The sequence below is a fragment of the Myxococcus eversor genome, assembly GCF_010894455.1.
GTDB classification, from domain to species: Bacteria; Myxococcota; Myxococcia; order Myxococcales; family Myxococcaceae; genus Myxococcus; species Myxococcus eversor.
The window spans coordinates 116,383-140,462 of record NZ_JAAIXY010000020.1; the positions used below are offsets into that span (position 1 = coordinate 116,383).

A 24,080-nucleotide genomic window follows, 5' to 3' on the forward strand; every position below is an offset into this window, starting at 1 on the left:
TCTGGAGGGGACATGGCGCTCGACCTGAAGCTGCGCGTCACCGAGTCCGGCGGAAGAGCCGGGCCGAAGGGTGCGGAGCCTGTTCCCGCCCGGAACCGGACGATGCAGGTCAGGCTGGAGCGGGACTGGCTTCGCTATCGCGAAGCTTCAGGGACGGACGTCCTCCTGGATTTCGCGCGCCGCCGTCGCATCGTGCTGGATGAGGCCGCGAGGACGTACCGGGAGGAGTCGCTGTTCGCGACCGTGGGCTTTCGTCACATGGAGCTGGCCAACCGTGAGCTGGGTCGGTCCGTGATTGCCGCCGGAAAGGGCGACACGGCGGAGCTCGAGCCCGTCATGGTGGAACATCACCTCTCGGCGCTCGACAAGTCGCGAGGGCGGACGATTGACAGCGAGACTCCTTGGAGCGGCGGGCTCCGTGGCTTCTTCCGGTCCGTCATCGGTGGGTCGACGCGGAGCGATATCTCGGTCGTGTCGGAGCGGGGGCACACCGTGTTCGCCACCGCCGCGGGACGTCGGCTGTTCTCGTTCTCCGACGAAGGGACGGATGCTCCGCCCGAGCAGGTCCGACAGTTCGTCCAGTTCCTGCGGTACGTCTATCAGGGCCACCCACTTGTCCTGGAGCGACTGGCCTCTGGGGACCGCATTCCTCGCGACATCCATTATTTCGCGCGGCAGCCATTCGAGTCCCCGGCACATGAAGTCTCGCTGCGCGTCCACGCTGTCGACGTCGTGCCCGATGTCGCGCTTCCGCTCATAGGACTTCGCCGGGTGCTTCGCCCCCATGAGGACAGCCCCGTCAACGCCTCTATCGAGCGTGTGCTCCTGGGGGAGGTGCCTGACAACCAGGAGGTGGTGACGCGACGGATGGCGGAGGCGAAGCAATCCCTCCAGGCCGGTCGCGGGCTCGAAGGGACGCTCGCGCTGATGGAGCTGAGCCTGGAGACCGATGTGTCGCCGTCGGAACTCGGGGCCCTCCTTCAGCAGGAGACCGACGTGCACGTGCGGAGGCTGCGAGAGGCCCTCACGCAGCCTCCTCGCAACGAAGCGGAGGCCCGGGCCGTGGTCGCCACTTATGTCGAGCTGAGAGGGCCCGCCGGAAACAAGGCACACGTCCTCAATACGTTCCAGGCCAGCACCCACCGCGCGCTCCAGGAGGATGAGGAGGCACGCGGACTGCTGCTCGACGCCATCGAGGTCAACCCGTTCCTCGCGGGGGCCTACAAGGACCTGGGTGACATCTACTTGAGCGAATACGCGACGGGGGATGCCTGGATGTGCTGGGAGGCGGCCCGGAAGCTCGCGCCGGACCATCGGTTGTTGAAGGACGTCAACGAGTGGGAAGCCACGCTGGTGGCCGACCATCCGGAGTATTTTGAAGGGGGACGGGCGCTCGGCTTCGACACGCGCCTGCACTGAGCCCTCCGCGAGTGTCTGGAAGAGGGGGACAGGGCCCCCTGAATCGCGGTTCGTAACTTCCGGCGGGGTCCGGTGTTGTGTCGCTGGACGGAGCCTGTCTCCACTCGCCGGAGCTTCACGGAAACCATGAGCCTGCTGCTGTCCCGACGCCTCCTGCTGCGCGCCCTGGGCCTCTCCGGTGTGGGGCTGGCCTTCGCCCCCTCGCTCTCCAACCGGGCACTCGCTTCACCTGCCTCGCGTCGCACCCTGGTGACGGTGTTCCTGCGGGGAGGCGTGGATGGCCTCTCCCTGGTTCCTCCCGTGGAGGACGCGGCCTACCACCGCGCGCGGCCCACGCTGGCGCTGCGAGCGACGGGCGAAGGCGCCGCGCTGAAGCTGTCGGGTCCGTTCGGCCTGCATCCCCAGCTGGCTCCCTTGATGTCACTGTGGAACGAGGGCCACCTCGCGGTGCTGCACGGCGTCGGGCTGCCCACGCCGGTGCGCTCGCACTTCGACGCACAGGACTTCGTGGAGTCGGGGACGCCGGGCCGCAAGTCGACGCCGGACGGTTGGCTCAACCGCGCCCTCTCCGCCGAGGAGTCCGCCGCGCCGCTGCGCGCCGTGGCCCTGCAAGCCACGCTGCCTCGCGCGCTGTTCGGTGACGCGGGCGCGCTGGCGATGGGTCGCCTGGAGGAGTTCCGCCTCCGCGCGGGAAAGCGGGGCGCCGAGGCGACGCGGGGCTTCGCGGCGCTCTACGCGGGTGCGGTGGACCAGGCATTGCGCACCACGGGCCAGGGCGCCTTCGATGCGCTCTCCCAGTTGGACGAGCAGCACCTGGCGCGGCTGCCTCCCACCTCGGGCGTGGAGTATCCGCGCGGCCCGCTGGGGCAGCGGCTCGCCGATATCGCTCGGCTCATCCGCGGCGACGTGGGCCTGGAAGTAGCGGCGACGGAGATGGGCGGCTGGGACACGCACGCGGCGCAGGGCGCGGCCACGGGCACCTTCGCCAACCGGTGCACGGAGCTCGCGGGCGCGCTGTCCGCCTTCGCGCGGGACGTGGGTCCGCTCCTGGGGCGGGTGACGGTGGTGGTGCTGACGGAGTTCGGCCGCACGGTGCGGGAGAACGGCAGCCGGGGAACGGACCACGGCGTGGGCAGCGCGATGCTGGTGCTCGGCGGCGGAGTGAAGGGTGGCCGCGTCTACGGGCGCTTCGAGTCGCTCACCCCGGACCGGCTCCAGGACGGCCGGGACGTGCCCGCGTGGACGGACGTGCGCGCGCCACTGGCCGAGGTGCTGAGTGCCTGCCGTCCTGGCGTGGACCTGACGCGGGTGTTCCCAGGCTTCACCCCGGGCCCGTCGCTGGGCCTCTTCGCGTAGCGCGGGCCAGGATGGGGCAGACTGGAGGGACTCTCATGGTCCGGCCACGTCGCGTGCTCCTCATCGTCCTCTCCGTCTTCGCGGTGGTGTACCTGGGCCTGTGTGTCGCGGCCTTCGCGCTCCAGCGTCCGTTGCTCTACCCGGCGCCCAAGGCGCCCATACCGCTGCCAGCGCAGCTCGGCTTCCGGCGCCTGCCGTTGACGGGTGAGGCATACGTGGACGTGCTCCAGCTCCCAGGGCCTCCTGGGGCGCCGACAGTGGTGCACTTCCATGGCAACGGAGAGCAGCTGCTGGACCAGCTCGACCTGGGCACGGTGATGAACCAGAACGGCCTGGGCTTCCTGGCCGTCGAGTACCCGGGTTATGGCGCGTCGCCCGGACAACCCTCGGAGCAGGGCATCTACGCGGCTGCCGAGGCGGCGCTGGCGATGCTGCGAGGGCAGGGCGTGCCGTCGGAGCGCACCGTGCTCAGTGGCCGCAGTCTGGGCACGGGCGTGGCGGTGGAGATGGCGCGTCGGGGCCACGGCGCGCGCATCATGTTGGTGGCGCCCTACACCTCCATCTGGGAGGTGGCGGGGCTGGCCTTTCCATTCCTCCCCGCGTCCCTGCTGATGAGGGACCGCTTCGACTCCACGTCGAAGGCGCCGGATATCACCCTGCCGGTGCTCATCATCCATGGGGAGCAGGACACGCTCATTCCGGTGGAGATGGGGCGCAGGCTGGGCGCGCGCTTCCCTCACGCCACCGTGGAGACGGTGCCCGGAGCGGGCCACAACGATGTGCTGGAGCAGTCGGGGCTGGAACGCGTGCGCCGCATGGCCGTGTTCGCCCTGGGCGGAAGCTGAAGCGGGCCCCGGGGCGCGGGTGTCGTTGTCGCGCGCCCCGAGGGGGTGTCTTCGATTCAGTGGACCTGCGAGGGGGACTCGGAGTCGACGGACACCTCGCGCATCAGCTCCGCGGTCTCCTCCGCGCCCAACTGCTTCACCAGGTCCGCCTGCGCCACCATGCCGCAGACGGAGCCTTCGTCATCGAGCACCACCATGCGACGGACCTGGCTCTGCTCCATCAACTCCAGGCAGTCCTCCAGGCTGGTGTCGCGATACACGGTGGCCGCGGGAGTGGACATCGCATCGCTCACGTTGAGCATGTAGGGGTCCTTCCCCTTGGCGATGATGCGACAGGTGATGTCCCTGTCAGTGATGACGCCGATGGGCCTGTTGTCCACGTCGATGATGGGCAGGGCCCCGCAGTCGCATTCCACCATCCACCGCGCCGCCTGCTCGATGCCGGTGTCCGGCAGGCAGGTGACGGGGTTCTCGGACATGACTTCTTCGACGTTCATGGCGGCCTCCCGGGGCGTATGACTCTCCCCGGGAAGGTGGACCTCTTCGCGGAAGGCGACAGGGTGAGTCCAGAGCGTCCGCCGTTCGGTCGGCCCGGGATGCGGGGGCGTGGTTCGAGGACTGGCCAGCGACGGGGCGAGGGGCGTCAGTCGTGGGGAAGTCGCTGCTCGTACTCGGCTTCGAGTCGGGCATGCGTGGACCAGAAGCCCCGAGGCTCCCGACCGGAGAGACGGTCGTCGAGGATGCCCAGGTGCGTGTCCCAGCCGCTGGCGACGTTGACCCGGTCGGCGCGAGTGACGAGCCGGCGGTGCGTGAGGACGAGCAGCACCTCGGTGCCGCGCTCGCTCAGCTCGAACGTCACCTCGGAGGGAGCGCCCGTCTGCTCGGCCCAGGTGTAGCTCAGCGCGTGGGGAGGCTCGTAGCGGGTGACGTGACCGATGTGCCGGTGGCCATCGCGCATGACCTCGTAGCGCTTGGGCACGGGCTCGTGGGAGAGCGTGGAGTGGAGGAAGCGCAGCTCGACGCGGCCTCCCTCGCGCGGCTCCAGCGCTCCTGCCGCCAGCCACTGACCGCGCTTCTCCGAGTCCGTGAGGAACTCCCAGACGCGTTCGATGGGCCCGGGCAACACGCGCTCCAGGCGCACCGTCTGCGGCTCGGTGACGGCTCCGTACTCAGCCATGGTGCGACTCCTGAGGGACGAGCGCGCGGGTGAGGGCGGTGAGCATGGTGGCCCAGCCCGCCTGCGTGCGGTCGGCGTACTCGGCCCACTTGGAGGACATGACGTGGGTCAGCGTCAGCTCGCAGCCCGTGCCCTGGGGACGGAAGTCCAGACTCACTCGGCTGATGTCCTCTTCCGTCATGACGTCCTCGCGAATGGCCCAGGTGAAGACGAGGCGGCGCGGACGGTCGACCTCCAGGTACGTGCCGATGTGGTCGATGTCCGTCTCCCCTCGACGCACGAGGAAGGAGAACGTGCCGCCCACGCGAGCGTCGACGTGGAGGTGGAGGACCTGCTCGGTGCGGACGCGCGGGCCGAACATCCACTGGCCCAGGAGCTTCGCGTCGACCCAGGCGTCGAAGACGCGCTCGGCGGGCGTGTCGAAGTGGCGGACGAGCTGGACCTGGATGGAGGTGTCGGTGCTCATCGCGAGCGTCCTTTCTTGCGAGGGGATGCAGCGGGGGAAGGTGTGTCTGCTCGAAGGAGCGCCTCCAGGGCGTCCAGGCTCTCGCTCCAGAAGCGCTCGTAGTAGTGGAGCCAGTCGCGCACCTCCGACAGGGGTTTCGCGTCCAGTCGGCACACGTGCGTGCGGCCCTTCACCTCGCGGCGCACCAGCCCCGCGCGCTCCAGCACCTTGATGTGCTTGGAGGCGGCGGCCAGGGACATCCGGAAGGGGGCCGCCAACTCGCCCACGCTGCGCTCGTGCGAGGACAGGCTGCGCAGCATCGCCCGTCGGGTCGGGTCCGACAGCGCGTGGAAGGTATTGTCGAGCTGGGTGGCATGTTGTTCAACCATAAGGTTGAATATAAACCCGCGCTCGGGACTGTCAACCGGCGAAGCTGGGGCCCCGGGTGGGGAGGCTGGTACGCTGGGCGCGCCTTTCATTATCGGGAGACGCGCCCATGTCCCATGCCTCGACACCCGTCATCGGCATCATCGGTGGCAGCGGCCTGTACCAGATTGACGGTTTGAAGGACGTCACCTGGAAGAAGGTGGCCTCTCCGTTTGGCGAGCCGTCCGACGAGCTGTGCTTCGGCACGCTGGAGGGGCAGCGCGTCGTCTTCCTGCCGCGCCATGGCCGGGGCCACCGAATCGCCCCGAGCGACATCAACTTCCGGGCGAACGTCGACGCGCTCAAGCGCAGCGGGGTGACGGACCTGCTCTCGCTGTCCGCCGTGGGCAGCCTGCGCGAGGACCTGCCGCCGGGCGTCTTCGTGGTGGTGGACCAGTTCATCGACCGGACCTTCGCGCGGGAGAAGAGCTTCTTCGGCACGGGGCTCGTGGCGCACGTGTCCATGGCGAAGCCGGTGTGCTCGCGGCTGGGAGACGCGGTGATGTCCGCGTGCGAGACGCTGGGCGTGGCCGCTCGGCGGGGCGGCACCTACCTGGCGATGGAGGGGCCGCAGTTCTCCTCGCTGGCGGAGAGCCGGCTGTACCGGACGTGGGGCTGTGACGTCATCGGCATGACGAACATGCCGGAGGCGAAGCTCGCCCGGGAAGCGGAGCTCTGTTACGCGACGGTGGCCATGGTGACGGACTTCGATTGCTGGCATCCGGACCATGACGCCGTCACCGTGGACCAGGTGGTGTCCGTACTGCTGGGCAACGCGGGCAAGGCGCGCGGGCTGGTGAAGCAGGTGGCCCCGCTGCTCGGCGGGCACGAGGGGCCCTGTCGCCAGGGTTGCCAGCGCGCCCTGGACCACGCGCTCATCACCGCGCCCGAGGCTCGGGATTCCGCGCTCGTACAGAAGCTGTCCGCCGTGGCCGGCCGGGTGCTGAGCCGATGAAGGTCCAGGGCAAGCCCACGCGCTCCCTCTGGCTGGAGCCCGACGGGCAGGCGGTGGGCATCATCGACCAGACGCGCCTGCCCCATGCCTTCGTCACCGCGCGACTCGTCACGTTGGAAGAGGCCGCGCACGCCATCCGCGAGATGCGGGTGCGAGGCGCTCCGCTCATCGGCGCCACCGCCGCGTATGGCGTCTGGCTGGCGCTGCGCGAGGACGCGTCGGACGCGGCGCTGAGCCGGGCCCTCTCCGTCCTGGGCGCGACGCGTCCCACCGCCGTCAACCTGCACTGGGCGCTGGAGCAGATGCGCCGGCTGCTGGAGCCGCTGCCCGTCTCCGAGCGAGAGGGCGCCGCGAAGAAGCGCGCGGCCGAGCTGTGCGACGAGGACGTGGCCATCAACCGCGCCATGGGCGGGCACGGCCTGAAGCTGCTGGAGGCCGCCTGGGCGCGGAAGGGCCGTCGGGGACGGCTGGACGTGCTCACGCACTGCAACGCCGGGTGGCTGGCGACGGTGGACTGGGGCACGGCGCTGTCGCCCATCTACCTGGCGCACGACGCGGGGCTGCCCGTGCATGTCTGGGTGGACGAGACGCGTCCTCGCAACCAGGGCGCGGGGCTGACGGCCTGGGAGCTGGGCCAGCACGGCGTCCCGCACACCGTCATCGCCGACAACGTGGGAGGCCACCTGATGCAGCACGGACAGGTGGACCTCTGCATCGTCGGCACGGACCGCACCACGGCGCACGGGGACGTGGCGAACAAGATTGGCACCTACCTGAAGGCGCTGGCGGCGAAGGACAACGGCGTGCCCTTCTACGTGGCGCTGCCCTCGCCCACCATCGACTGGAGCCTGAGGGACGGCGTGCGGGAGATTCCGATTGAGCAGCGCGACGGCCGGGAGCTGAGCGACGTCACCGGGCGGCTGGCGTCGGGTGAAGTGGCCACGGTGCGGGTGACGCCGGAGGGCAGCCCTTCCGCCAACTACGCGTTCGACGTGACTCCAGCGCGGCTGGTGACGGCGCTCATCACCGAGCGGGGCGTGTGTCCCGCCACCGAGGAGGGGCTGCGCTCGCTCTTCCCGGAGCGCGCGAGGGGTGTGTCGTGAGCGGCCGGGATGACCGCGCCTCGCGCGAGGCGATGATTGCCACCTGCCGGAAGATGAACGCGTCGGGGCTCAACCAGGGGACATCCGGCAACCTGAGCCTGCGCGTGGAGGAGGGCTTCCTGCTGACGCCCACCGGCATGGACTACGACGCACTGACGCCGGAAGACATCGTCCTCATGCGCATGGACGGGAGCCACGAGGGACGCAGGCGCCCCTCGTCGGAGTGGCAGCTCCACCGGGACATCCTGGTGGCGCGTCCGGAGGTGGGCGCGGTGCTGCACGCGCACTCCATGTTCTGCACCACGCTGGCGTGTCTGCGCCGGGGCATTCCCGCCTTCCACTACATGGTCTGCGCGGCGGGAGGCGTGGACGTGCGCTGCGCGGCCTATGCGACGTTCGGCACCGATGCGCTGGCGCGTCACGTGCTGGAGGCGCTGGAGGGCCGCAAGGCCTGCCTGATGGCGAACCACGGCATGCTCGCGCTGGGGAGCAATCTGGCCGGAGCCTTCAAGCTGGCGGTGGAGGTGGAGACGCTCGCGGCCATGTACTGGCGGGCGCTTCAAGTGGGCGAGCCCGTGCTGCTCGACGACGCGGAGATGGCGCGGGTGCTGGAGAAGTTCAAGACGTACGGGCAGCAGTCGCCGCCCGTGGCGTCCTGAAAAAAGCCTACGCCGCGCGCAGCGTGAGCACCGTCACCTCGGGCGGGACGCCCAATCGGAAGGGCAGCCAGTGGCCGGTGCCGCCGGACACATAGAGCTGATGGTCCCCTCGGCGATAGCGGCCGAGCATGTACTGGAAGGCGAACCAGAACGCGGGCACGCCGAAGAACGCCACCTGGCCGCCGTGGGTGTGGCCGGCGAGGGTGAGCCGCGCACCGCGCTCCGCGGCGTTGTTGAAGAAGTCGGGGTGGTGGGACAGGCAGAGGATGACTTCGTCGGGGGAGGTGCCCTGGAAGGCCTTCTCGGCGGACTGGAGCATGCGCTCGGCCTTCACGCGGTGGCTGCGGCCGGACATGGGGTAGTCCACGCCGACGACGCGCACGCGCTGACCGCCGTGCTCGATGACGTGTGACGAGTCCACCAGCAGCCGCACCGGGCCGCCGCGCGCCTGGGACTGCGCATAGGCCCGCACGACTTCGTCGAGGCCGCGCCAGTGCTCGTGGTTGCCGAGCACCGCCAGCATGCCGTGACGGGCCTTGCACGACTCCAGCGCGGCCATGGTGCCGTCGAGCTGGTCCAGGTCGTCGATGAGGTCCCCCGTCATCACCTGGAGGTCCACCTGGGCCTCGTTCATCGCCGCCACGGTGTCCCGGAGGTACTGGGTGTCGATGAAGGTGCCGACGTGTACGTCGGTAATCTGGCCGATGCGAAACCCGTCCAGCGCGGGGGGCAGCCCAGGCAGGCGCACCTCCACCGACTTCACGGTGAAGCCCGAGGAGCCGCCCGCGACTCCCATCGTGCTCGTTCCCGCCGCGAACACCGGCACCGCGCGCCCCGCGTGGGTCAGCAGGGTGCGGCGGCTCATCCCACCCAGGGCGGGGGGCGGGGTGATGGGGGCAATCACGTCGGAGTCGAGCGGGACGGAGGGCGCGAGCACCGCGTTCTTCCGGTCCACCCACTTTCGCAGCAGGGCGAGGGGTGAGCCGATGAGCAGGACGATGATGGCGGAGACGGACCACCCCACGGTGAACATCCGGAGCGCGGCGGGCACCTCGACCTGGGGTCCCGCCAGCAGGGGGACCAGCCACACGACGAGCGAGCCCACCGAGCCGCCCAGCAGCACCCACCGCCGCCATCCACGCAGCAGGTCGGGCCAGAGCGCCCGCAGCACGCCCCAGGCGCCCACATAGACCAAGAGGAGAAGCAACGGCCTGCCCATCCACACACTCCCACGCGCTGGAGAGCCCGAGTCATAGCGGCGAATCGTCGGCCCCGCCGCACGAAGTGGCTCGATGTAGGAGAGAGCAGGGCCCTGGGGCTCGGCCAGGAGCGGCGGAGCGCCGGGCCGTCCTCCCTACGCTGGAGCCCGACGCGACATTCCCGCCGAGGGCGAATCAGCCCCGGGCGCCGGGGCTGGCCATGCGCAGGTGCGCGTGCAGCGTCTCCGTGCGCAGGTAGAGGAACTGGGCATCGCCGAAACCCAGCGCGTCTCCATCCGTGAGGAGGACCTCCTGCTCCGGGGTGAGCGACGCGGTGTTGACCCACGTCCCGTTCATCGAGCCCACGTCCTTCACGGAGCAGTCCCCGCGTGACGCGTGCCACTTCAGCGTGGCGTGGTGCTTGGAGACCGACGGGTCCGGGACGAGCAGCGTGCAGCCCTCAATCCTCCCCACCGTCAGCTCCTGGCCATCGACGACCGGACGCAGGAAGTGGACCTCCAGCGCATCGAAGCCGCGGAGCATGACGAAGAGGCGGTCCACCAGCCGGCTGCGATGGGCCATGCCCACGGTGCGCGCCTCGCCCAGCCGCATCGCCACCTGCTGGAAGACGGGTTCGGGCGGCTGCTGGACGAGGACCACGGGCCCGGAAGCATCGAGGAAGGCTTCCAGGGTTGCCAGGGCGAACGGGCGAAGTTGCTTCACGGACGGCATGGTGGCCGCAACTTAACCCGGAGCCGCTGGCGGACGCTCGCGACGTCGGCGCGCCCCCGGCTGTCGTCCACCAGATGACGCTCCCATGCGAGCACACGAGGACGCCCGGGCCCAGGATGGACGGAAGGTTTCATGTCGAGCGTTCCAGGGCTCAATCCATGCGCAGTGGTTGCGGCGGACTGTAATCCCAGACTTGAGACGGGCCTGAAAACATTTCAGATAGTGGCAATCAACGATAGAGGCGAAAAGACAATCATTGCATATGGGTAGCGGGGCTCAGGTCGGTGAGTCCCATCACCCAGGAGAACCATATGAAGGCGCTGTCATTCATGGTGGTCGCGGGGCTCGCTGTCGGAATGCTCACGGGGTGTGGACCCGAGGCGTCCTCGCCCGAGGCTGTCTCTGGAGAGCTGGGCCCGCGCTACGAGGCCACGCGCAGCGACGGCACGCCCGTGACGGTGCGGGATGCCTCGGGAGAGAGCAGCGTGAGCGCGCAGGCCATCGAGGGAGACCGGACTGTCACCCAGGCCGCGTGCTGGGTGACGCTCCAGTGGTGTAGCGAGCCGGGGACCGGCGACATCGTCTGCACCCAGAACGGCGGCTGCACCACCGCGCAGTTCATCTCGGCGTGCATCTCGCTGGCCGAGGATATCTGCGGAATCTGAAACATCCGTGGATAGACAGCGTCAGCCTGGAGCTCGGGCTGACGCTGTCGCACTGCTTGCCTGATTCCTCTCACTCTCCGTGGAGCCCGAGCCGGCTCCGGGGAGACGTGGGTGTGCGACATTGGACAACCATGCGCGGGGCCTCGCACGCGGGGCGTGTCGTGGCTGTGCGTGGTGCGCCGCGTCGTGAGACAAGGCTTTGTTCAGGTGACGTCGCAGGTTACATCCTCGTGACACAAACATCTGTGTTCGCACGAGGAGTCCTCGGACCATGTGGGAGCGAATGAAGAAGCGCGGCGCGTGGGTGCTGGCGTTGTCGTTGCTGGCGATGACCGCGTGCTCGGATTCAGAGGATGACGCGTCGCCGGACGCAGGGCAGGAGCAGCCCGACGGCGGAGGTACGCCCGACGCGGGGCCTCCGGACGCGGGGCCTCCACTGCCCGCGCTGGAGGTGCCGGAGGGCTGCAACCCGCTGGCGTCGGAGCATGACTGTCTGTTGCCGTATCCGTCGAACTACTTCCTGCAGGAGGATGCGGCGCTGCCCTCGGGCCACCGCGTGAAGCTGAGCACGGCGGCGAAGTTGAAGATGAAGGACGGGACGCCCTTCGACTTCACGGACCTGCATCCCGCGGATGGCTATTCGCATGGGACGCAGATGCTCGCGCTCTTCCCGGGGGGCGTGGACGCGACGAACCTGCCGACGGTGACGCAGCCCATGGCGGCGACGTCGGGGACCACGGTGGTGCTGGACGCGGAGGCGCGCACGGGGGTGCTGCACTTCGCGGAGTTGGATCCACGCGCGCCGGACGACGCGCACCGGGCGTTGCTGCTGCGGCCGGTGGTGCGGCTGCGCGGTGGGGCTCGCTACATCGTCGCGTTGCGCGGGCTGAAGGCGAAGGACGGGACGGCGGTGCCCGTGCCGGAGGGCTTCCGCCGCATCCGGGATGGACAGACGGCGGGAGACCCGCTGCTGGCGCCCCTGGCCGCGCGGTACGAGGCGGACATCTTCCCGGCGCTGGAGGCCGCGGGCGTGGCGCGCTCCGAGTTGCAGCTCGCGTGGGACTTCACCACGGAGACGGAGGAGAACGTCACCCGGGACATGCTGGAGGTGCGCCGACTGGCGATGGAGGCCATGGAGGCCACGCCGCCCGTCGTCACGGTGACGGAGGTGAAGGACGAGGTGGACGCGAACATCTTCCGCCGCATCAAGGGGACGTTGCGGGTGCCGCTCTTCATGGAGACTGCGCAGGCGGGTGCGCTGCTGGCGCGTGACGAGCAGGGCCGGGTGCGGCGCAATGGCGAGGCGGAGGTGCCCTTCACGCTCCAGATTCCCCGGAGTGTCTGGGGGCAGGCGGTGGCGCCGGTGCGCTTCCTCCAGTTCGGGCATGGCTTCTTCGGCAGTCAGGGGGAGTCGGATGGCTCGTTCGTCCGGCCCTTCGTGCAGGCGACGAAGATGGTGGTGATGACGGTGGACTGGTGGGGAATGTCGCAGGCGGATGCGCCGGGGGTGATTGGCGCGATGTCGCAGCAGCCCGCGCAGACGCTGCGCTTCACCGACCGGGTGCACCAGGGCATGGTGAACCAGATGGCTGTCACCTACGCGGCGCGGACGACGCTGAAGGAGGTGGCGGAGCTGAAGGACAACGGGGTGCTCGTGTATGACCCGGACCAGACGTACTTCTACGGCATCAGCCAGGGGCACATCCTGGGTGGGACGTACGTGGCGCTGTCGCCGCACATCTCCCGGGCGGTGTTCAGCGTGGGTGGAGCGGACTTCTCGCTGATGATGTTCCGCGCGAAGCCGTTCGCGATGTTCCTCCAGGCGATCGCGGCGGCGGTGCCGGATGCGTTGGACCAGCAGAAGTTCGCGGCGCTGACGCAGACGAGCTTCGACCGCATCGACCCGATTACCTACGCGCCACACGTGCTGACGACGCCGTACACGGGTGGACCGGCGTCGCGTCGGGTGCTGGTGCAGTACGGGCTGGGGGATGCGCAGGTGCCCAACGTGGCCACGGAGCTTCACGCGCGGGCGATGGGCCTGACGCAGCAGCTCCCGGCGACGTGGAGGGTGCCGGAGCTGCCGGTGTTCGAGGGCGCCATCGAAGGCGCGGCGCTGGTGCAGTTCGACTTCGGGCTGCCCTCGCCGCTTCCGGGCACGGTGGCGGACCTGCCCGCGCAGGACAACCCGGTGCACGAGGGCGTGCGGCGCAACGTGAAGGGCCGCGAGCAGGTGGACCTCTTCCTGCAACCGGATGGCAAGGTGGAGACCACCTGCGGCGGCGTCTGCCTCGGCGCCAACTGACGTCAGGACCCGCCTGAGAAGGGCGTGTTGCTTGCAGGAATCGCGGTCCGCGCCCACTCGACGGGCGCGGACCGTCCAACCTGTGAGACTGCATGCGCCCCTCTATCGAAGCGACTTCCCCGGCCCGTCCTCCTCCGATTCCACGAACTCCGGTAGGCAGTAGACGCCGCGACCTGGAGGGTGAGAAACAGGGCTCGGACCTCGCGCCTGTGCGGGCCCCCGTTCGTCGGGGTGGTGCACGGCCTCGTCAGGGAGGATGCATGACACGGTACTGGCTCTCGTTCGACCTGGGGCTTCGAGGCAACTACGACGACCTCTACAGGTGGCTGGCGAAGCTGGAAGCGCGCGAGTGCGGTGATGGCATGGCGACCTTCACGACGGCGCTGACGCCCACGCAGCTCAAGCGCGCCCTCAAGCCCATCATCGGGAAGAAGGGTCGGGCCTATCTGATTGGGCCCGACAAGGATGGGAAGTGGAGCGGGAAGTGGCTGTTCGGCAGCCGGCGTCCGGCCTCCTGGGTCGGCTACACCGAGGTCGCTGGAGAGGAGCAGGACGACGCATGAAGGTCTGCGTCGATGCTTGTTTCCTCATCGCGATGTACGACTCGCGGGACGGGTCTGCACGGTGTCGCGGAGGCCCTCTTCGAGAAGCTCTTCGACTCGGCCACGCATGAGCTCGTCGTCCCCTGGCCCATCCTCTATGAAACGGTGTCGACCCGGATGGCCCGGCGCAGTGACTCGCTGGGGCTGATGGAGCGGGACTTGAAACGCCTGCGGCAGCGCAACCGGCTGTCGATGTTGTTCGACCGCAAGATGCGGGAGCAGGCGCTGGGCGAGTGCTTCGAGGAGCTGAAGAGGCAAGGAGGCAGCTACCGCGCCTTGAGTCTGGTGGACCGGGTGGTGCGGCTGATGCTGCTCAACCCGAAGAACCGGTTGCACGGTCTCATCACCTTCAACCGGGGTGACTTCGAGGATGTGTGCCGGAGCCGGAAGATTCAGCTCATCGACCAGTACGGTTGACGCCCGGACCCACCGCCTCACCACGAGGACGACGGGCCCGGATGTCCGATGGACTCACCCAGCGGCGCTGGGCGCGCTCTTGAGCAGGTGGTCGCCGTAATCCTCGCGCAGCTTCGTCTTGAGGAACTTGCCCGTGGACGTGCGCGGAATCTGGCCGATGAAGAGGTAGTCGTCCGGCAGCCAGAATTTGGCGAACTGCTTCGCCAGGTGCTCGGCCAGCTCCTCCTTCGTCGCCGTCTGTCCCGGCTTCAGCACCACCGCCGCCAGTGGACGCTCGTCCCAGCGCGCGTGCCGCCCGGCGAACACCGCCGCCTCCAGCACCGCCGGGTGACTCATCAGCGCGTTCTCCAACGCCACCGACGAAATCCACTCGCCACCCGACTTGATGACGTCCTTGCTCCGGTCGCAGATGCGGACATACCCATCCGCGTCCAGCGTCACCACGTCACCCGTCTTGAACCAGCCGTCCGCCGTGAAGCGGTCCTGCCCCTCGCCGCCGTAGTACGAGCCCGCCACCCACGGCCCGCGCACCTCCAGCTCGCCCATCGTCGAGCCATCCCACGGCAACGGCTTGCCCTCCTCGCTCATCACCCGCGTCTCCACGAACGGAAGCGCGAAGCCCTGCGAGCCCTGCGCCGCGAGCTGCGTCTTCGCGTCCGCGTGGCGAAGCTCCTGCTTCACCTTCGCCATGGTGCCCACCGGGTTCATCTCCGTCATGCCCCACGCGTGCGTCACCTCCAGCCCGTGCCGCTGACGGAAGCCATCAATCATCGCCGGAGGCGCCGCCGAGCCACCAATCAACATGGTGCGCACCGCGCTCAGGTCCCACTTCTTCGGGTCCTGGTCCAACAGCGCCAGAATCCCCAGCCAGATGGTCGGCACCCCGCCCGCAATCGTCACCTTCTCCGCCGCCATCAAGTCCAACAGCGACGGCGGGTCCAGGTGCGGCCCCGGCATCACCATGCGCGCGCCCGTGAGCAGCGCGTCGAACGGCAGGCCCCACGCCGCCGCGTGGAACATGGGCACCACCGGCAGCACCGAGTCCGCCTCGCCAATGCCCGTCAAATCCTTCATGCAACACACCAGCGTGTGCAACACGATGGAGCGGTGGCTGAACAGCACCCCCTTCGGGTTGCCCGTCGTCCCCGACGTGTAGCAGAGCATCGCCGCGCTGTTCTCATCCAGCGTCGGGAAGTCGAAGTCCACCGACTCCTTCGCCAGCAACTGCTCGTAGTCCAGCATCCCCTCGGGCGCCGGCCCCGCGTCCGGGATGACGATGACGTGGCGGATGCTCGGCACCTGCGCCGCGAACTTCTCGAACAGCGGCAACAACGAGCGGTCCACCAGCACCACCGTGTCCTCCGCGTGCCGCGCGATGTACGCCAAATCATTCGGGTGCAGGCGCAGGTTCAGCGTGTGCACCACCGCGCCCATCGCCGGAATGCCGAAGTACGCCTCCAGGTGCCGGTAGTGGTTCCAGCTCAGCGTCGCCACCCGGTCGCCTGCCTTCACCCCCAGCCGCGTCAGCGCATTCATCAGCTGACACGTGCGCCGGTGGAAGTCCGCATAGGTATAGCGGTGCGTCGTCTTGTCCGGATTGCGGCTGACGATTTCCGAGCGCGGGAAGTACGTCCGCGCGCGCTCCAGGAAATGCGTCAGGGTGAGCGGGAAGTCCATCATGCGTCCTGGAAGCATCGGCACCGTCCCTTCACGGCGAGGGTAGGCCACCGATGCTACCGGATGCGCACACGAGCCAGCGCCCCGCGTCATGTGGCTCGTTTGTTATCGCACTGCGTCAGCCGAAGAAGACCTGGGCGACCTCGAAGAACTCCTTGGGCACCTTCTTGAGTTCCTTCGTCGCGGCGGACAGGTCCACGCTGATGATTTCGTTGCCCTTGAGCGCGGCCATCATCCCGAACTCGCCGCGGGCCACCATGTCGCAGGCGTGGACGCCGTAGCGGGTGGCGAGCACGCGGTCATGCGCGGTGGGCGCGCCGCCGCGCTGGATGTGGCCCAGCACGGACACGCGCGTCTCGAAGCCAGTGCGTCGCTCGATTTCGTGCGCGACGATGTTGCCCACGCCGCCCAGGCGCGGCCGGCCTGCCTCGTCCAGCGAGCCGCTGGTGACGAGCTGCTCGTTCTGGTCCGCCGCCAGCTTGATGCGCGTGCCCTCGGCGACGACGACGATGGAGAAGGTGCGCCCGCCCGCGTGGCGGCGCTGGATGTGCTCGGCCACGCGCTCCAGGTCGGCCGGAATCTCCGGGACGAGGATGACGTCCGCGCCGCCGGCGATGCCCGCGTAGGTGGCAATCCAGCCCACGTGTCGGCCCATGACCTCGCAGACGATGACGCGCTTGTGGGACTCGGCGGTGGAGTGCAGCCGGTCCACGGCCTCCGTCGCAATCGACACGGCGGTGTCGAAGCCGAAGGTGAAGTCCGTGCCGTTGAGGTCGTTGTCGATGGTCTTCGGCACGCCGACGATGCGCAGGCCCTCTTGCGACATGCGCGTGGCGGCGGACAGCGTGCCCTCGCCGCCGATGGCGATGACGGCGTGGATGCCATTGCGCTCAATGGCGCGCTTGACCTTCTCCAGCCCGTTCTCGACCTTGAAGGGGTTGACGCGCGAGGTGCCGAGGATGGTGCCGCCCCGGTGGAGGATGCCGGAGGTGGTCTCCCGCGTGAGGCGGAAGTGGTTGTCCTCGAGCAGGCCCTTCCACCCGTCTCGAAGGCCCATCATCTCGAAACCGTGGGCGTTGGCGCGGCGGACGATGGCGCGGATGACGGCGTTCAGGCCGGGGCAGTCACCCCCGCCGGTGAGCACGGCGACTTTCATGGGGAGGGTTCTATCGCGCCCGGCGGCACGCGTGCTCGCGAAGTTTGCCCGAGCGCTCTCCGACGGACGTGGCGACCCCTAGCCGAACACCGCGGGGCGCCTGTGAGTCCAGGGGTGCGCCGACTCGAGCTGAGAGGCCAGTCGGAAGAGGGTGGCCTCGTCGCCGTGGCGGGCGATGAACTGGACGCCCACGGGCAGCCCCTCCGGGCTCCAGTGGAGGGGGACGCTCATGGCCGGGTTGCCCGCCATGTTGGCCATGGGGCAGTAGGGCGTGAAGGCCGCCGCGCGGAACAGCGGCCCGAGCGGCTCGTCGGGCGGGGCGGCGAACGTGCCGAGCAGGGGCGCGGGCTCGGTGACGGTGGGCAAGAGCCACACGTCCACGTCGGTGAAGCGCCGGGCGAAGGCGCGGCCGAAGCGCAGACCCTCGGCCTGGGCGTGCAGGTAGGCCGACAGGCCCTGGCTCAGGCCGAACTGGTAGAGCGCCCAGGTGAAGGGCTCGAAGTCCTCGGGTGACGGGGCGCGGCGCATGCGCCGGCCCAGGCCCTCGATGCTGTTCACCACGCTGGCGGCCCAGGCGGTCATGAAGTGCTGCCCCAGCTCCTCGTCGCCCGGTATCTGCAAGCTGCCTTCGAGGACGGAGTGGCCCAGGCCCTCCAGCAATCGCGCGGTGGCGACGACGGCGGCCAGGCACTCGGGGTGGACGGGGGCGCCCACGGCGTTGCGCAGCGTCAGGCCGACGCGCAGGCGGCCAGGCGGTGCGCCGACCTCCATGAGGTAAGGCCGCGTCTTCGGCGGGGCGACGTAGGGCGCGCCCACGTCGGGGCCCTCGGTGGCGTCCAGCAGGGCGGCGCTGTCCCTCACCGTGCGGGTGAGTGCATGCTCGCCCACCAGCCAGTGGACGCCGTCCGCCAGCTCCGGGCCCGTGGGGTTGCGGCCCCGGCTGGGCTTGAGGCCGAACAGGCCGCAGGCCGACGCGGGGATGCGGATGGAGCCGCCGCCGTCCGACGCGTGCGCGAAGGGCACCATGCCGCTGGCCACCGCCGCCGCCGCGCCGCCACTGGAGCCTCCTGGAGAGCGCGTCACGTCCCACGGGTTGCGACAGGGGCCGTGCAGCGTGCCCTCCGTCGTCGGCAACAGGCCCAGCTCCGGCGTGTTCGTGGTGCCCAGCATGACGAGCCCCGCGCGCAGGTGGCGCTTGACGAGCTCGCTGTCGTGCTCGGGGATGAAGTCCTTCGTGAAGCGCGAGCCGAAGCGCAGCGGGGAGCCCTCCTGCGCGGCGAGCAGGTCCTTGAGCAGGAAGGGCACGCCGGTGAAGGGGCCCTGGGGCAGGGGCGTCTTCGCCCGCGCGCGCGCCGTGTCGAACTGCGTGTGCACGACGGCGTTGAGCTTCGGGTTGTGGCGCTCGATGCGAGCGATGGCCGCGTCCACCAGCTCCAGTGGCGTGACTTCCCCACCGCGGACGAGCTCGGCCTGGGCGGTGGCGTCGAGGCTGACGAAGGGGTCCATCCGTCGACTCTACCGCCGTTCCGCGCTGACGCCCGCGCGCGCGAAGCCCGCGGCATGACGCGTTGCGTTTGTGCATTATCGGAAAGTGACAGTTGCCACATCTGTCACAGACGTGCCGCACGGTGAACGCGTTCCCGACTCGGGGCTCGTGTTGAAGGTGTGGCTTCTATGCTCGTGTGCGCGCCTTCTTCGCGAGCGGGAGCCTCCTTGAACCTTCGAGTCTTCGAGTCCGAGCAGGAAGCGGCCATCGCCTGCGCCGCGCGCGTCGCGGAGGCGGTGACGTCTCATCCGTCGCTGGTGTTGGGGCTGCCCACGGGGCGCTCGCCGCTCAACGTGTACCGGGAGCTGGTGGCGTTGCACGAGCGAAGGGCGCTGGACTGGTCTCGTGCGCGGACGTTCAACCTGGACGAGCTGCTCGGGGTGTCGGGCGAGGACGGAGGCAGCTTTCGCGCGTACATGGAGCGGCACTTCTTCCGGAAGGTGAACCTGTCGGAGGAGCGCATCCACTTCCTCGACGGCGCGGCGCCGGACGCGGAGGTCGAGTGCGCACGCTACGAGGCGGAGCTTGTCGCCGAGGGTGGGCTGGGATTGGTGTTGCTGGGCATTGGCGCCAACGGGCACCTGGCCTTCAACGAGCCGGCCGACCACCTGTTGGCGCGGTGTCACCGGACGCGGCTGAGTCGGGCGACGCGCGAGGCGAATGCGATGCTCTTCGGCGATGACCCGAGCCGCGTGCCGCTGGAGGCGCTGACCCTGGGCATGGGAGCGCTCATCCAGTCGCGGCGCGCGATGTTGCTGGCGTTTGGCGAGGGCAAGGCGGAGGCGGTGAAGGCCATGGCGGAGGGCCCCGTGACTCCGCGCTGCCCCGCCTCCTTCCTGCAACTGCACCGCGACGTGGAGGTGTGGTTGGACCGGGACGCGGCGAGCGCGCTGTCGTCGCGGACTCAGTAGGTGTTCGAGTTGGCGACGCGGGGTGACATCAGCGCGCGCAGCTTGCCGAGCAGGGTGAGGAACTCCGCGCGGTCTTCCTGACCGTCCACCGCGTCCTCCGCGAGCGAGTGGATGCGCGAGAAGCCCCGGTCATCGGTGGGCGCGGTGCCGCGCAGAAGGTCCGCGGTGCCAGCGACGGCGACGGCGAAGCGCAGGTCGGAGGATGCCCTCGTCAGGGATTCACGCACCCGGTTGCGCGGGAGGGCGAAGCGCTGCTCGGAGACCTCGGAGTCGCCGGGCTTCTTGGCGCGCACGCGGACGGTGGCGACGGTGGAGCCTTCGCCCGTCAAGTCGAGTTCGTACAGCGCGGTGACGGTGTGGCCCGCGCCGATTTCGCCCGCGTCGACGGCGTCCTCGCGGAAGTCCTTGTCGGCGATGGCGCGGTTCTCGTAGCCGAGCAGCCGGTAGCCGCGCACGGCGGCCGGGTCGAACTCCACCTGGATTTTGACGTCCTGGGCGATGACCTCCATGGTGCCGCCGAGCTGCTCCTGGAAGACGCGGCGGGCCTCGCGCTCGGAGTCGATGTAGAAACAGTTGCCGTTGCCCTTGTTGGCCAGACGCTCCATCAGGTCATCGCGGTAGTTGCCCATGCCGAAGCCGATGGTGGAGAGGGTGACGCCTTCCTTCACGTAGCGGCTGATGCTCTCCAGCATGGAGTCCGCCGTCTGATTGCGGCCGAGGTTGGTGTCGCCGTCGGTGAGGACGACGACGCGCGAGACGCGGTTGGCGCCGGCCATGCGCACGGCGTGCTGATAGGCCAGCTCCAGGCCGCTGCCCATGGCGGTGCCGCCGCCCGAGGAGAGCTCGTCGATGACGGACTCGATGTGCTTGCGTTGGCTCGCGGGGGTGGTGTCGAGCACGGTGCGCACGTCGCCCGCGTAGGTGGAGATGGTGACGGTGTCGGTGGGGTTGAGGCCGGCGACGGCGAGCTTCATCGACGTCTTGGCGAGCTCCAGTCGGTCCGTGCCGGACATGGAGCCGCTGGTGTCCACGAGGAACACGAGGTGCGTGGACTTGCGCTGGGCCTGGGCGACGTGGCGGCCCTGGAGGCTCACCTTGAGGATGTGCTGGCTCGGGGTGAAGGGGGAGGGCGCGGCCTCCAGCGCGACGTGGAAGGCGCCTTCGCCGGGGGCGGGCTCGGGGACGCGGTAGCGGAAGTAGTTGACCCATTCCTCGACGCGGACGGTGTGGGCGGAGGGCAGCCGGTTGTTTTGCACGGCGCGGCGGAAGAGGGCGTAGGAGGCGGTGTCCACGTCCACGGCGAAGGTGGAGAGCGCGTCATCTGCGGTGCGGGTGTAGGCGTTGGGGGCGAGGCGCTCCACGGGATAGGATGGGGAGATCGCCGGCTCCGAGGCGCCCGGGTTGAAGTGCTGCATCGACTTGCGGGGCAGGGATGGCGAGGAGGACGCGCCGTCATATTCGGAGTTCGCTCCGAAGCTGCGCAGGGTCTTCTGGCGCGCCACCACGTCCGGGCTGCCGGCGAGCGCCCCGCAGGTCGCGCCGAAGTGCTTGCGGATGTTGTCGCCGAACAGCGTGACTCCGGCCACAAAGGCGAGCGCCGCCGACAGCAGGGTGAAGGTGACCTTCAAGGACTTGCTCATGGAGCCTCGGGGCGTGGAAGGAGTCGTCATGCGTGAGCTACTCGTCGCACGAGTGCTTCACGCCGCGCGTCCGTCATTCGCCCGAGGTCGGTCAACGGGAGGAGGTCGGTCATCCGCCCGATGCGGCCTCGCGCTCACGCCGAGTTCACCTTCGTCTTGGCTCCTCGGGTGGGAGGCGGCGCAGGCGCCACACGTTCCAGGCCTCCAGGGCCGTCGTGGCCGTGAAGAAGAGAGCCAGGGCCCCTGTGATTTTCGCGGCCCATGTCACGCTGAAGAGCATCGCGCACAGCCACAGGGCCAACATGAACAGGACCAGTCGGGTGCCGCTGCGGAAGGCGACCTCGGACTGACGGATGCGGGTGGCTCGCTTCATGGTCGACCCGGGACTCGTTTCATTGCACCTCGGGTTGTCGAGCCTGTCACGAAACCAGGGCTCGCCTACGATGCCATCGAGCAGTTGGTTCCCGTCGACGAATGACGTTGGTGGAATCTCGAATGGCCAAGGCCACCTGTTCGAGGGCCTTGATGGTGGGGCTCTCCCGCGACAACTCGGGAGGCCTCAACCCGGGCGCGTGTTCACCGTGACGGAGGGCTTCGCCTGCGTCGCACGAGTCGGCGCCTTCGCGGGAGCAGCCTCTGTCTTCGGCTTCGCCTTGGGGGCCACCGGCTTGGCGACGACCGTGGTGCGCGCTGGCGCCGCCACTGGCTTCGCAACGGCCTTGGGCCACACAGGCGCCACGGGCTTCGCCGCCACCTTGGCCACCGTCTTCTTGCTCACAGCCGCCACGGCGGGCCGCACAGGCGCCACGGGCTTCGCCACCGCAGCCACCACGGGCCGAGCACGGGCCGCAACCACCGGCACAGGACGCGGCGGCTCCGGCGGCCTCGTCTGCACCCACGCCGTGAGCACCTTGGGCACGTAGTACTCCGTCTCCCCGTTCCTCGGCACGCGCCCATTCACGGAACCGGGCCCCGCGTTGTACGCGGCCACCGCGAGCTTCACGTCCCGAAACCTTCGAAGCTGCTCGGCCAGATACCGCGCGCTTCCATCCAACGCCGGCTCCGGGTCGAACGGGTCAGCCACCCCCAGCATCACCGCCGTGGTGGGCATCAACTGCCCGGGCCCCATCGCTCCCGCCGGAGAGATGCGGTGCACCCGCCCCTCCGACTCCACCAGCACCAGCGCCTGCAACAACCCCGGAGGCAGCCCGTGCCGCCGCTCCGCCCGCGCGATGAGCGGCTCCAGCGGCTCGTGCCCATCCCACAGACACGACGGCCGGTGCGCCACATACGTGCCCAGCGCGTTCACCTTCATCTCCAGGAACGACAGCGACAACGGCGACACATGCGTGTCACCCAGCCACGAGATGGCCCCGTTGATGAGGACCACCGGCACGACGGCCGCCAGCCCCACCCACGCCCACCACGGAATGCTGAAGCCACCCAGGGCCCGCTTGCGCGCCACACTCCACCCTTAAGTGCGCCTGGCCCCTCCGTCCAACTTCCGGCGCCCCTCCCGTGTCCCAGGCGGCACTCGCAGCCCATCCAACACCAGCGTCGTCAGCGCATCCGGCAACTCCAGCGGATTGCCGATGTCCTCCTCACTCAACACCGCGAGCAACAACCGCTCCACCGCCCCCACCACCGCGAGCCCGCTCACCGCCGGCCGTATCGGCCGCAACAGCCCATGCGTGTGCGCCTTCTGGGTGATGTCCACCGCGTGCCGCGACACCTCCCGCGCCAGCTCCGCCACCTTCTGCCGCGCCCCCACCGCCGGCCCCCGACTCTCCTGGAGGTACAGCCGCACCACCCCCGGGTACTGCAACAACGCGCTCGCGATGACAGCCGCCATCGCCCGGTACGCCTCGAACATCGCCTCCACGCCGCGCGCCTTCCCGAGCGCCTGGCCGCACGCCTCCAACCCCGAGAGCAGCTCGCCCCGCACCGGCTCCAACAGCGCCTCCACCAGCCCCGCCTTGTCGACGAAGTACCGGTAGAACGTCCCCTTGGCCACGCCCGCCGCCTGGGTGATGTCGTCGATGGTCACCGCGTCCAGCCCCCGCTCCACGAAGAGCTTCAGCGCCGCGTCCTCCAACTCCTTCGTCCGCTCCCGCCGCGCAGTCTCCCTCGGGCCACCCGGCCTCCCCGGCCGCTTGTCCGCCTCCACGCCCCTGTCTCTCGTGCCGTCGCGGCTCACCATCGTGCGCTCCGACTCATTGCGTGATAGATAAAGAGTGACCAAATAGTCATGATATTGAGGGTGGGGTGTCGGCCGGGCGCCCCCCTGGAGAGCGACGATGATCGGCATCCCTCTGGGCTGGGCGTACTCCAATTTCGGTGAATGGGCGCTGCACAAGTACGTGCTGCATGGCCTGGGACGACGCCGGGGAAGCTTCTGGGGCTTCCACTGGCACGAGCACCACCAGGCGTCCCGCAAGCACGACATGCTGGATGACCAGTACCTGCGTTCGCTGTGGACGTGGTCCGCGCAGACGAAGGAGCTGCTCGGGCTGGCCGCCGTGGCCCTGGCGCACGCGCCGCTGTTCCCGGTGGCGCCCTTCTTCGTGGGCACCGTGTGGGCCTGCGCGGTGAACTACTACCGAGTCCACCGCCGCGCGCACCTGGAGCCCCAGTGGGCCCGGGAGCACCTGCCCTGGCACTATGACCACCACCTGGGCTCGGACCAGAACGCGAACTGGTGCGTGACGCACCCGTTCTTCGACAACGTGCTGGGCACTCGGCGCGAGTACCTGGGCGTGCAGCCCTCGGCCTCCGCGGTACCGGTGGTGCCCATTGGCACGGGGGAGCGCCTGACGTCCGCGTCCCCCGCGCACCCGTGACGCGG

At 69.4% G+C, this 24,080-nt stretch carries 25 protein-coding genes; 12 read left to right on the forward strand and 13 right to left on the reverse strand.

The window, feature by feature from the left end:
* Positions 1-12 precede the first annotated feature (12 nt).
* From G4D83_RS33810 to G4D83_RS33820, 3 genes are all read left to right on the forward strand, one after another.
* Positions 13-1,419, forward strand: a complete 1,407-nt coding sequence (locus tag G4D83_RS33810) for a tetratricopeptide repeat protein (protein ID WP_163869003.1) — start codon at positions 13-15, stop codon at positions 1,417-1,419.
* Positions 1,420-1,545: 126 nt separating this feature from the next.
* Positions 1,546-2,775 carry a DUF1501 domain-containing protein gene (locus G4D83_RS33815; RefSeq protein ID WP_163869004.1) on the forward strand — a complete coding sequence of 410 codons (1,230 nt, stop codon included), beginning with the start codon at positions 1,546-1,548 and terminating at the stop codon, positions 2,773-2,775.
* A gap of 35 nt (positions 2,776-2,810) precedes the next feature.
* The gene (locus G4D83_RS33820; protein WP_163869005.1) at positions 2,811-3,620 is read left to right on the forward strand and encodes an alpha/beta hydrolase; all 810 of its coding nucleotides are present in this window, start codon (positions 2,811-2,813) and stop codon (positions 3,618-3,620) included.
* Positions 3,621-3,676: 56 nt separating this feature from the next.
* On the opposite strand, the gene G4D83_RS33825 is transcribed toward G4D83_RS33820, so the two are convergent.
* The 4 genes from G4D83_RS33825 to G4D83_RS33840 form a co-directional block, all read right to left on the reverse strand.
* Positions 3,677-4,117 (reverse strand): CBS domain-containing protein, encoded by a 441-nt coding sequence (locus tag G4D83_RS33825; RefSeq protein WP_205522781.1) that lies wholly within the window; start codon positions 4,115-4,117, stop codon positions 3,677-3,679.
* 146 nt (positions 4,118-4,263) lie between these two features.
* Complete coding sequence (locus G4D83_RS33830; protein ID WP_163869006.1) at positions 4,264-4,797, reverse strand: SRPBCC family protein; 534 nt, start codon at positions 4,795-4,797, stop codon at positions 4,264-4,266.
* Positions 4,790-5,263: an SRPBCC family protein gene (locus G4D83_RS33835; RefSeq protein ID WP_163869007.1), complete on the reverse strand. Its 474-nt coding sequence runs from the start codon at positions 5,261-5,263 to the stop codon at positions 4,790-4,792. Before G4D83_RS33835 ends, G4D83_RS33830 begins: the two co-directional genes overlap by 8 nt.
* Positions 5,260-5,631, reverse strand: a complete 372-nt coding sequence (locus G4D83_RS33840; RefSeq protein ID WP_176434277.1) for an ArsR/SmtB family transcription factor — start codon at positions 5,629-5,631, stop codon at positions 5,260-5,262. The genes G4D83_RS33835 and G4D83_RS33840 overlap by 4 nt, the downstream gene beginning before the upstream one ends.
* A 107-nt stretch (positions 5,632-5,738) precedes the next feature.
* On the opposite strand from G4D83_RS33840, the gene G4D83_RS33845 reads away from it, so the two are divergent.
* The 3 genes from G4D83_RS33845 to G4D83_RS33855 are packed head-to-tail and all read left to right on the forward strand — an operon-like array spanning position 5,739 to position 8,385.
* Positions 5,739-6,623 (forward strand): S-methyl-5'-thioadenosine phosphorylase, encoded by an 885-nt coding sequence (locus G4D83_RS33845; protein ID WP_163869008.1) that lies wholly within the window; start codon positions 5,739-5,741, stop codon positions 6,621-6,623.
* Complete coding sequence (mtnA, locus tag G4D83_RS33850) at positions 6,620-7,726, forward strand: S-methyl-5-thioribose-1-phosphate isomerase (RefSeq protein WP_163869009.1); 1,107 nt, start codon at positions 6,620-6,622, stop codon at positions 7,724-7,726. Before G4D83_RS33845 ends, mtnA begins: the two co-directional genes overlap by 4 nt.
* Before the next feature lie 32 nt (positions 7,727-7,758).
* Positions 7,759-8,385 carry a class II aldolase/adducin family protein gene (locus G4D83_RS33855; protein ID WP_176434284.1) on the forward strand — a complete coding sequence of 209 codons (627 nt, stop codon included), beginning with the start codon at positions 7,759-7,761 and terminating at the stop codon, positions 8,383-8,385.
* A 7-nt stretch (positions 8,386-8,392) separates the two neighbouring features.
* On the opposite strand, the gene G4D83_RS33860 is transcribed toward G4D83_RS33855, so the two are convergent.
* Positions 8,393-9,604 (reverse strand): metallophosphoesterase, encoded by a 1,212-nt coding sequence (locus G4D83_RS33860; RefSeq protein WP_163869011.1) that lies wholly within the window; start codon positions 9,602-9,604, stop codon positions 8,393-8,395.
* A 175-nt stretch (positions 9,605-9,779) separates the two neighbouring features.
* The gene (locus tag G4D83_RS33865; RefSeq protein WP_163869012.1) at positions 9,780-10,316 is read right to left on the reverse strand and encodes an FHA domain-containing protein; all 537 of its coding nucleotides are present in this window, start codon (positions 10,314-10,316) and stop codon (positions 9,780-9,782) included.
* Between the two features lie 311 nt (positions 10,317-10,627).
* On the opposite strand from G4D83_RS33865, the gene G4D83_RS33870 reads away from it, so the two are divergent.
* The 4 genes from G4D83_RS33870 (at position 10,628) to G4D83_RS33885 (ending at position 14,305) form a co-directional block, all read left to right on the forward strand.
* Positions 10,628-10,981, forward strand: a complete 354-nt coding sequence (locus tag G4D83_RS33870; RefSeq protein WP_163869013.1) for a hypothetical protein — start codon at positions 10,628-10,630, stop codon at positions 10,979-10,981.
* Positions 10,982-11,252: 271 nt separating this feature from the next.
* Positions 11,253-13,286: a hypothetical protein gene (locus G4D83_RS33875; RefSeq protein WP_163869014.1), complete on the forward strand. Its 2,034-nt coding sequence runs from the start codon at positions 11,253-11,255 to the stop codon at positions 13,284-13,286.
* Between the two features lie 260 nt (positions 13,287-13,546).
* Positions 13,547-13,849 carry a hypothetical protein gene (locus G4D83_RS33880; protein ID WP_163869015.1) on the forward strand — a complete coding sequence of 101 codons (303 nt, stop codon included), beginning with the start codon at positions 13,547-13,549 and terminating at the stop codon, positions 13,847-13,849.
* 12 nt (positions 13,850-13,861) lie between these two features.
* Positions 13,862-14,305 carry a hypothetical protein gene (locus G4D83_RS33885; protein ID WP_163869016.1) on the forward strand — a complete coding sequence of 148 codons (444 nt, stop codon included), beginning with the start codon at positions 13,862-13,864 and terminating at the stop codon, positions 14,303-14,305.
* Positions 14,306-14,359: 54 nt separating this feature from the next.
* On the opposite strand, the gene G4D83_RS33890 is transcribed toward G4D83_RS33885, so the two are convergent.
* From G4D83_RS33890 to G4D83_RS33900, 3 genes are all read right to left on the reverse strand, one after another.
* Positions 14,360-16,000, reverse strand: a complete 1,641-nt coding sequence (locus G4D83_RS33890) for a long-chain fatty acid--CoA ligase (RefSeq protein ID WP_163869017.1) — start codon at positions 15,998-16,000, stop codon at positions 14,360-14,362.
* 100 nt (positions 16,001-16,100) lie between these two features.
* On the reverse strand, positions 16,101-17,138 hold the full coding sequence (locus tag G4D83_RS33895) for a 6-phosphofructokinase (RefSeq protein ID WP_163869018.1): 1,038 nt from the start codon (positions 17,136-17,138) through the stop codon (positions 16,101-16,103).
* Positions 17,139-17,216: 78 nt separating this feature from the next.
* Positions 17,217-18,644 carry an amidase gene (locus tag G4D83_RS33900; protein ID WP_163869019.1) on the reverse strand — a complete coding sequence of 476 codons (1,428 nt, stop codon included), beginning with the start codon at positions 18,642-18,644 and terminating at the stop codon, positions 17,217-17,219.
* A gap of 207 nt (positions 18,645-18,851) precedes the next feature.
* Between G4D83_RS33900 and G4D83_RS33905 the strand changes: the two genes are divergently transcribed.
* Complete coding sequence (locus G4D83_RS33905; RefSeq protein WP_163869020.1) at positions 18,852-19,595, forward strand: glucosamine-6-phosphate deaminase; 744 nt, start codon at positions 18,852-18,854, stop codon at positions 19,593-19,595.
* Here G4D83_RS33905 and G4D83_RS33910 read toward each other — a convergent pair.
* From G4D83_RS33910 to G4D83_RS33925, 4 genes are all read right to left on the reverse strand, one after another.
* Positions 19,589-21,265 carry a vWA domain-containing protein gene (locus G4D83_RS33910; protein ID WP_240356902.1) on the reverse strand — a complete coding sequence of 559 codons (1,677 nt, stop codon included), beginning with the start codon at positions 21,263-21,265 and terminating at the stop codon, positions 19,589-19,591. The two genes, G4D83_RS33905 and G4D83_RS33910, sit on opposite strands and share 7 nt — an antisense overlap.
* A 115-nt stretch (positions 21,266-21,380) precedes the next feature.
* On the reverse strand, positions 21,381-21,608 hold the full coding sequence (locus G4D83_RS33915; RefSeq protein ID WP_163869021.1) for a hypothetical protein: 228 nt from the start codon (positions 21,606-21,608) through the stop codon (positions 21,381-21,383).
* 186 nt (positions 21,609-21,794) lie between these two features.
* Positions 21,795-22,700 (reverse strand): lytic transglycosylase domain-containing protein, encoded by a 906-nt coding sequence (locus G4D83_RS33920; RefSeq protein WP_163869022.1) that lies wholly within the window; start codon positions 22,698-22,700, stop codon positions 21,795-21,797.
* Between the two features lie 9 nt (positions 22,701-22,709).
* Positions 22,710-23,435: a TetR/AcrR family transcriptional regulator gene (locus G4D83_RS33925; RefSeq protein ID WP_163869023.1), complete on the reverse strand. Its 726-nt coding sequence runs from the start codon at positions 23,433-23,435 to the stop codon at positions 22,710-22,712.
* A gap of 97 nt (positions 23,436-23,532) precedes the next feature.
* On the opposite strand from G4D83_RS33925, the gene G4D83_RS33930 reads away from it, so the two are divergent.
* Positions 23,533-24,075: a hypothetical protein gene (locus G4D83_RS33930; protein ID WP_163869024.1), complete on the forward strand. Its 543-nt coding sequence runs from the start codon at positions 23,533-23,535 to the stop codon at positions 24,073-24,075.
* Positions 24,076-24,080: the final 5 nt, after the last annotated feature.

Coding starts and splice junctions, on each gene's coding strand:
- G4D83_RS33810 (WP_163869003.1), top strand. CDS start 13: ATGGCGCTCGACCTGAAGCTGCGCGTCACCGAGTCCGGCGGAAGAGCC.
- G4D83_RS33815 (WP_163869004.1), top strand. CDS start 1,546: ATGAGCCTGCTGCTGTCCCGACGCCTCCTGCTGCGCGCCCTGGGCCTC.
- G4D83_RS33820 (WP_163869005.1), top strand. CDS start 2,811: ATGGTCCGGCCACGTCGCGTGCTCCTCATCGTCCTCTCCGTCTTCGCG.
- G4D83_RS33825 (WP_205522781.1), bottom strand. CDS start 4,117: ATGAACGTCGAAGAAGTCATGTCCGAGAACCCCGTCACCTGCCTGCCG.
- G4D83_RS33830 (WP_163869006.1), bottom strand. CDS start 4,797: ATGGCTGAGTACGGAGCCGTCACCGAGCCGCAGACGGTGCGCCTGGAG.
- G4D83_RS33835 (WP_163869007.1), bottom strand. CDS start 5,263: ATGAGCACCGACACCTCCATCCAGGTCCAGCTCGTCCGCCACTTCGAC.
- G4D83_RS33840 (WP_176434277.1), bottom strand. CDS start 5,631: ATGGTTGAACAACATGCCACCCAGCTCGACAATACCTTCCACGCGCTG.
- G4D83_RS33845 (WP_163869008.1), top strand. CDS start 5,739: ATGTCCCATGCCTCGACACCCGTCATCGGCATCATCGGTGGCAGCGGC.
- mtnA (WP_163869009.1), top strand. CDS start 6,620: ATGAAGGTCCAGGGCAAGCCCACGCGCTCCCTCTGGCTGGAGCCCGAC.
- G4D83_RS33855 (WP_176434284.1), top strand. CDS start 7,759: ATGATTGCCACCTGCCGGAAGATGAACGCGTCGGGGCTCAACCAGGGG.
- G4D83_RS33860 (WP_163869011.1), bottom strand. CDS start 9,604: ATGGGCAGGCCGTTGCTTCTCCTCTTGGTCTATGTGGGCGCCTGGGGC.
- G4D83_RS33865 (WP_163869012.1), bottom strand. CDS start 10,316: ATGCCGTCCGTGAAGCAACTTCGCCCGTTCGCCCTGGCAACCCTGGAA.
- G4D83_RS33870 (WP_163869013.1), top strand. CDS start 10,628: ATGAAGGCGCTGTCATTCATGGTGGTCGCGGGGCTCGCTGTCGGAATG.
- G4D83_RS33875 (WP_163869014.1), top strand. CDS start 11,253: ATGTGGGAGCGAATGAAGAAGCGCGGCGCGTGGGTGCTGGCGTTGTCG.
- G4D83_RS33880 (WP_163869015.1), top strand. CDS start 13,547: ATGACACGGTACTGGCTCTCGTTCGACCTGGGGCTTCGAGGCAACTAC.
- G4D83_RS33885 (WP_163869016.1), top strand. CDS start 13,862: ATGCTTGTTTCCTCATCGCGATGTACGACTCGCGGGACGGGTCTGCAC.
- G4D83_RS33890 (WP_163869017.1), bottom strand. CDS start 16,000: ATGCTTCCAGGACGCATGATGGACTTCCCGCTCACCCTGACGCATTTC.
- G4D83_RS33895 (WP_163869018.1), bottom strand. CDS start 17,138: ATGAAAGTCGCCGTGCTCACCGGCGGGGGTGACTGCCCCGGCCTGAAC.
- G4D83_RS33900 (WP_163869019.1), bottom strand. CDS start 18,644: ATGGACCCCTTCGTCAGCCTCGACGCCACCGCCCAGGCCGAGCTCGTC.
- G4D83_RS33910 (WP_240356902.1), bottom strand. CDS start 21,265: ATGACGACTCCTTCCACGCCCCGAGGCTCCATGAGCAAGTCCTTGAAG.
- G4D83_RS33915 (WP_163869021.1), bottom strand. CDS start 21,608: ATGAAGCGAGCCACCCGCATCCGTCAGTCCGAGGTCGCCTTCCGCAGC.
- G4D83_RS33925 (WP_163869023.1), bottom strand. CDS start 23,435: ATGGTGAGCCGCGACGGCACGAGAGACAGGGGCGTGGAGGCGGACAAG.
- G4D83_RS33930 (WP_163869024.1), top strand. CDS start 23,533: ATGATCGGCATCCCTCTGGGCTGGGCGTACTCCAATTTCGGTGAATGG.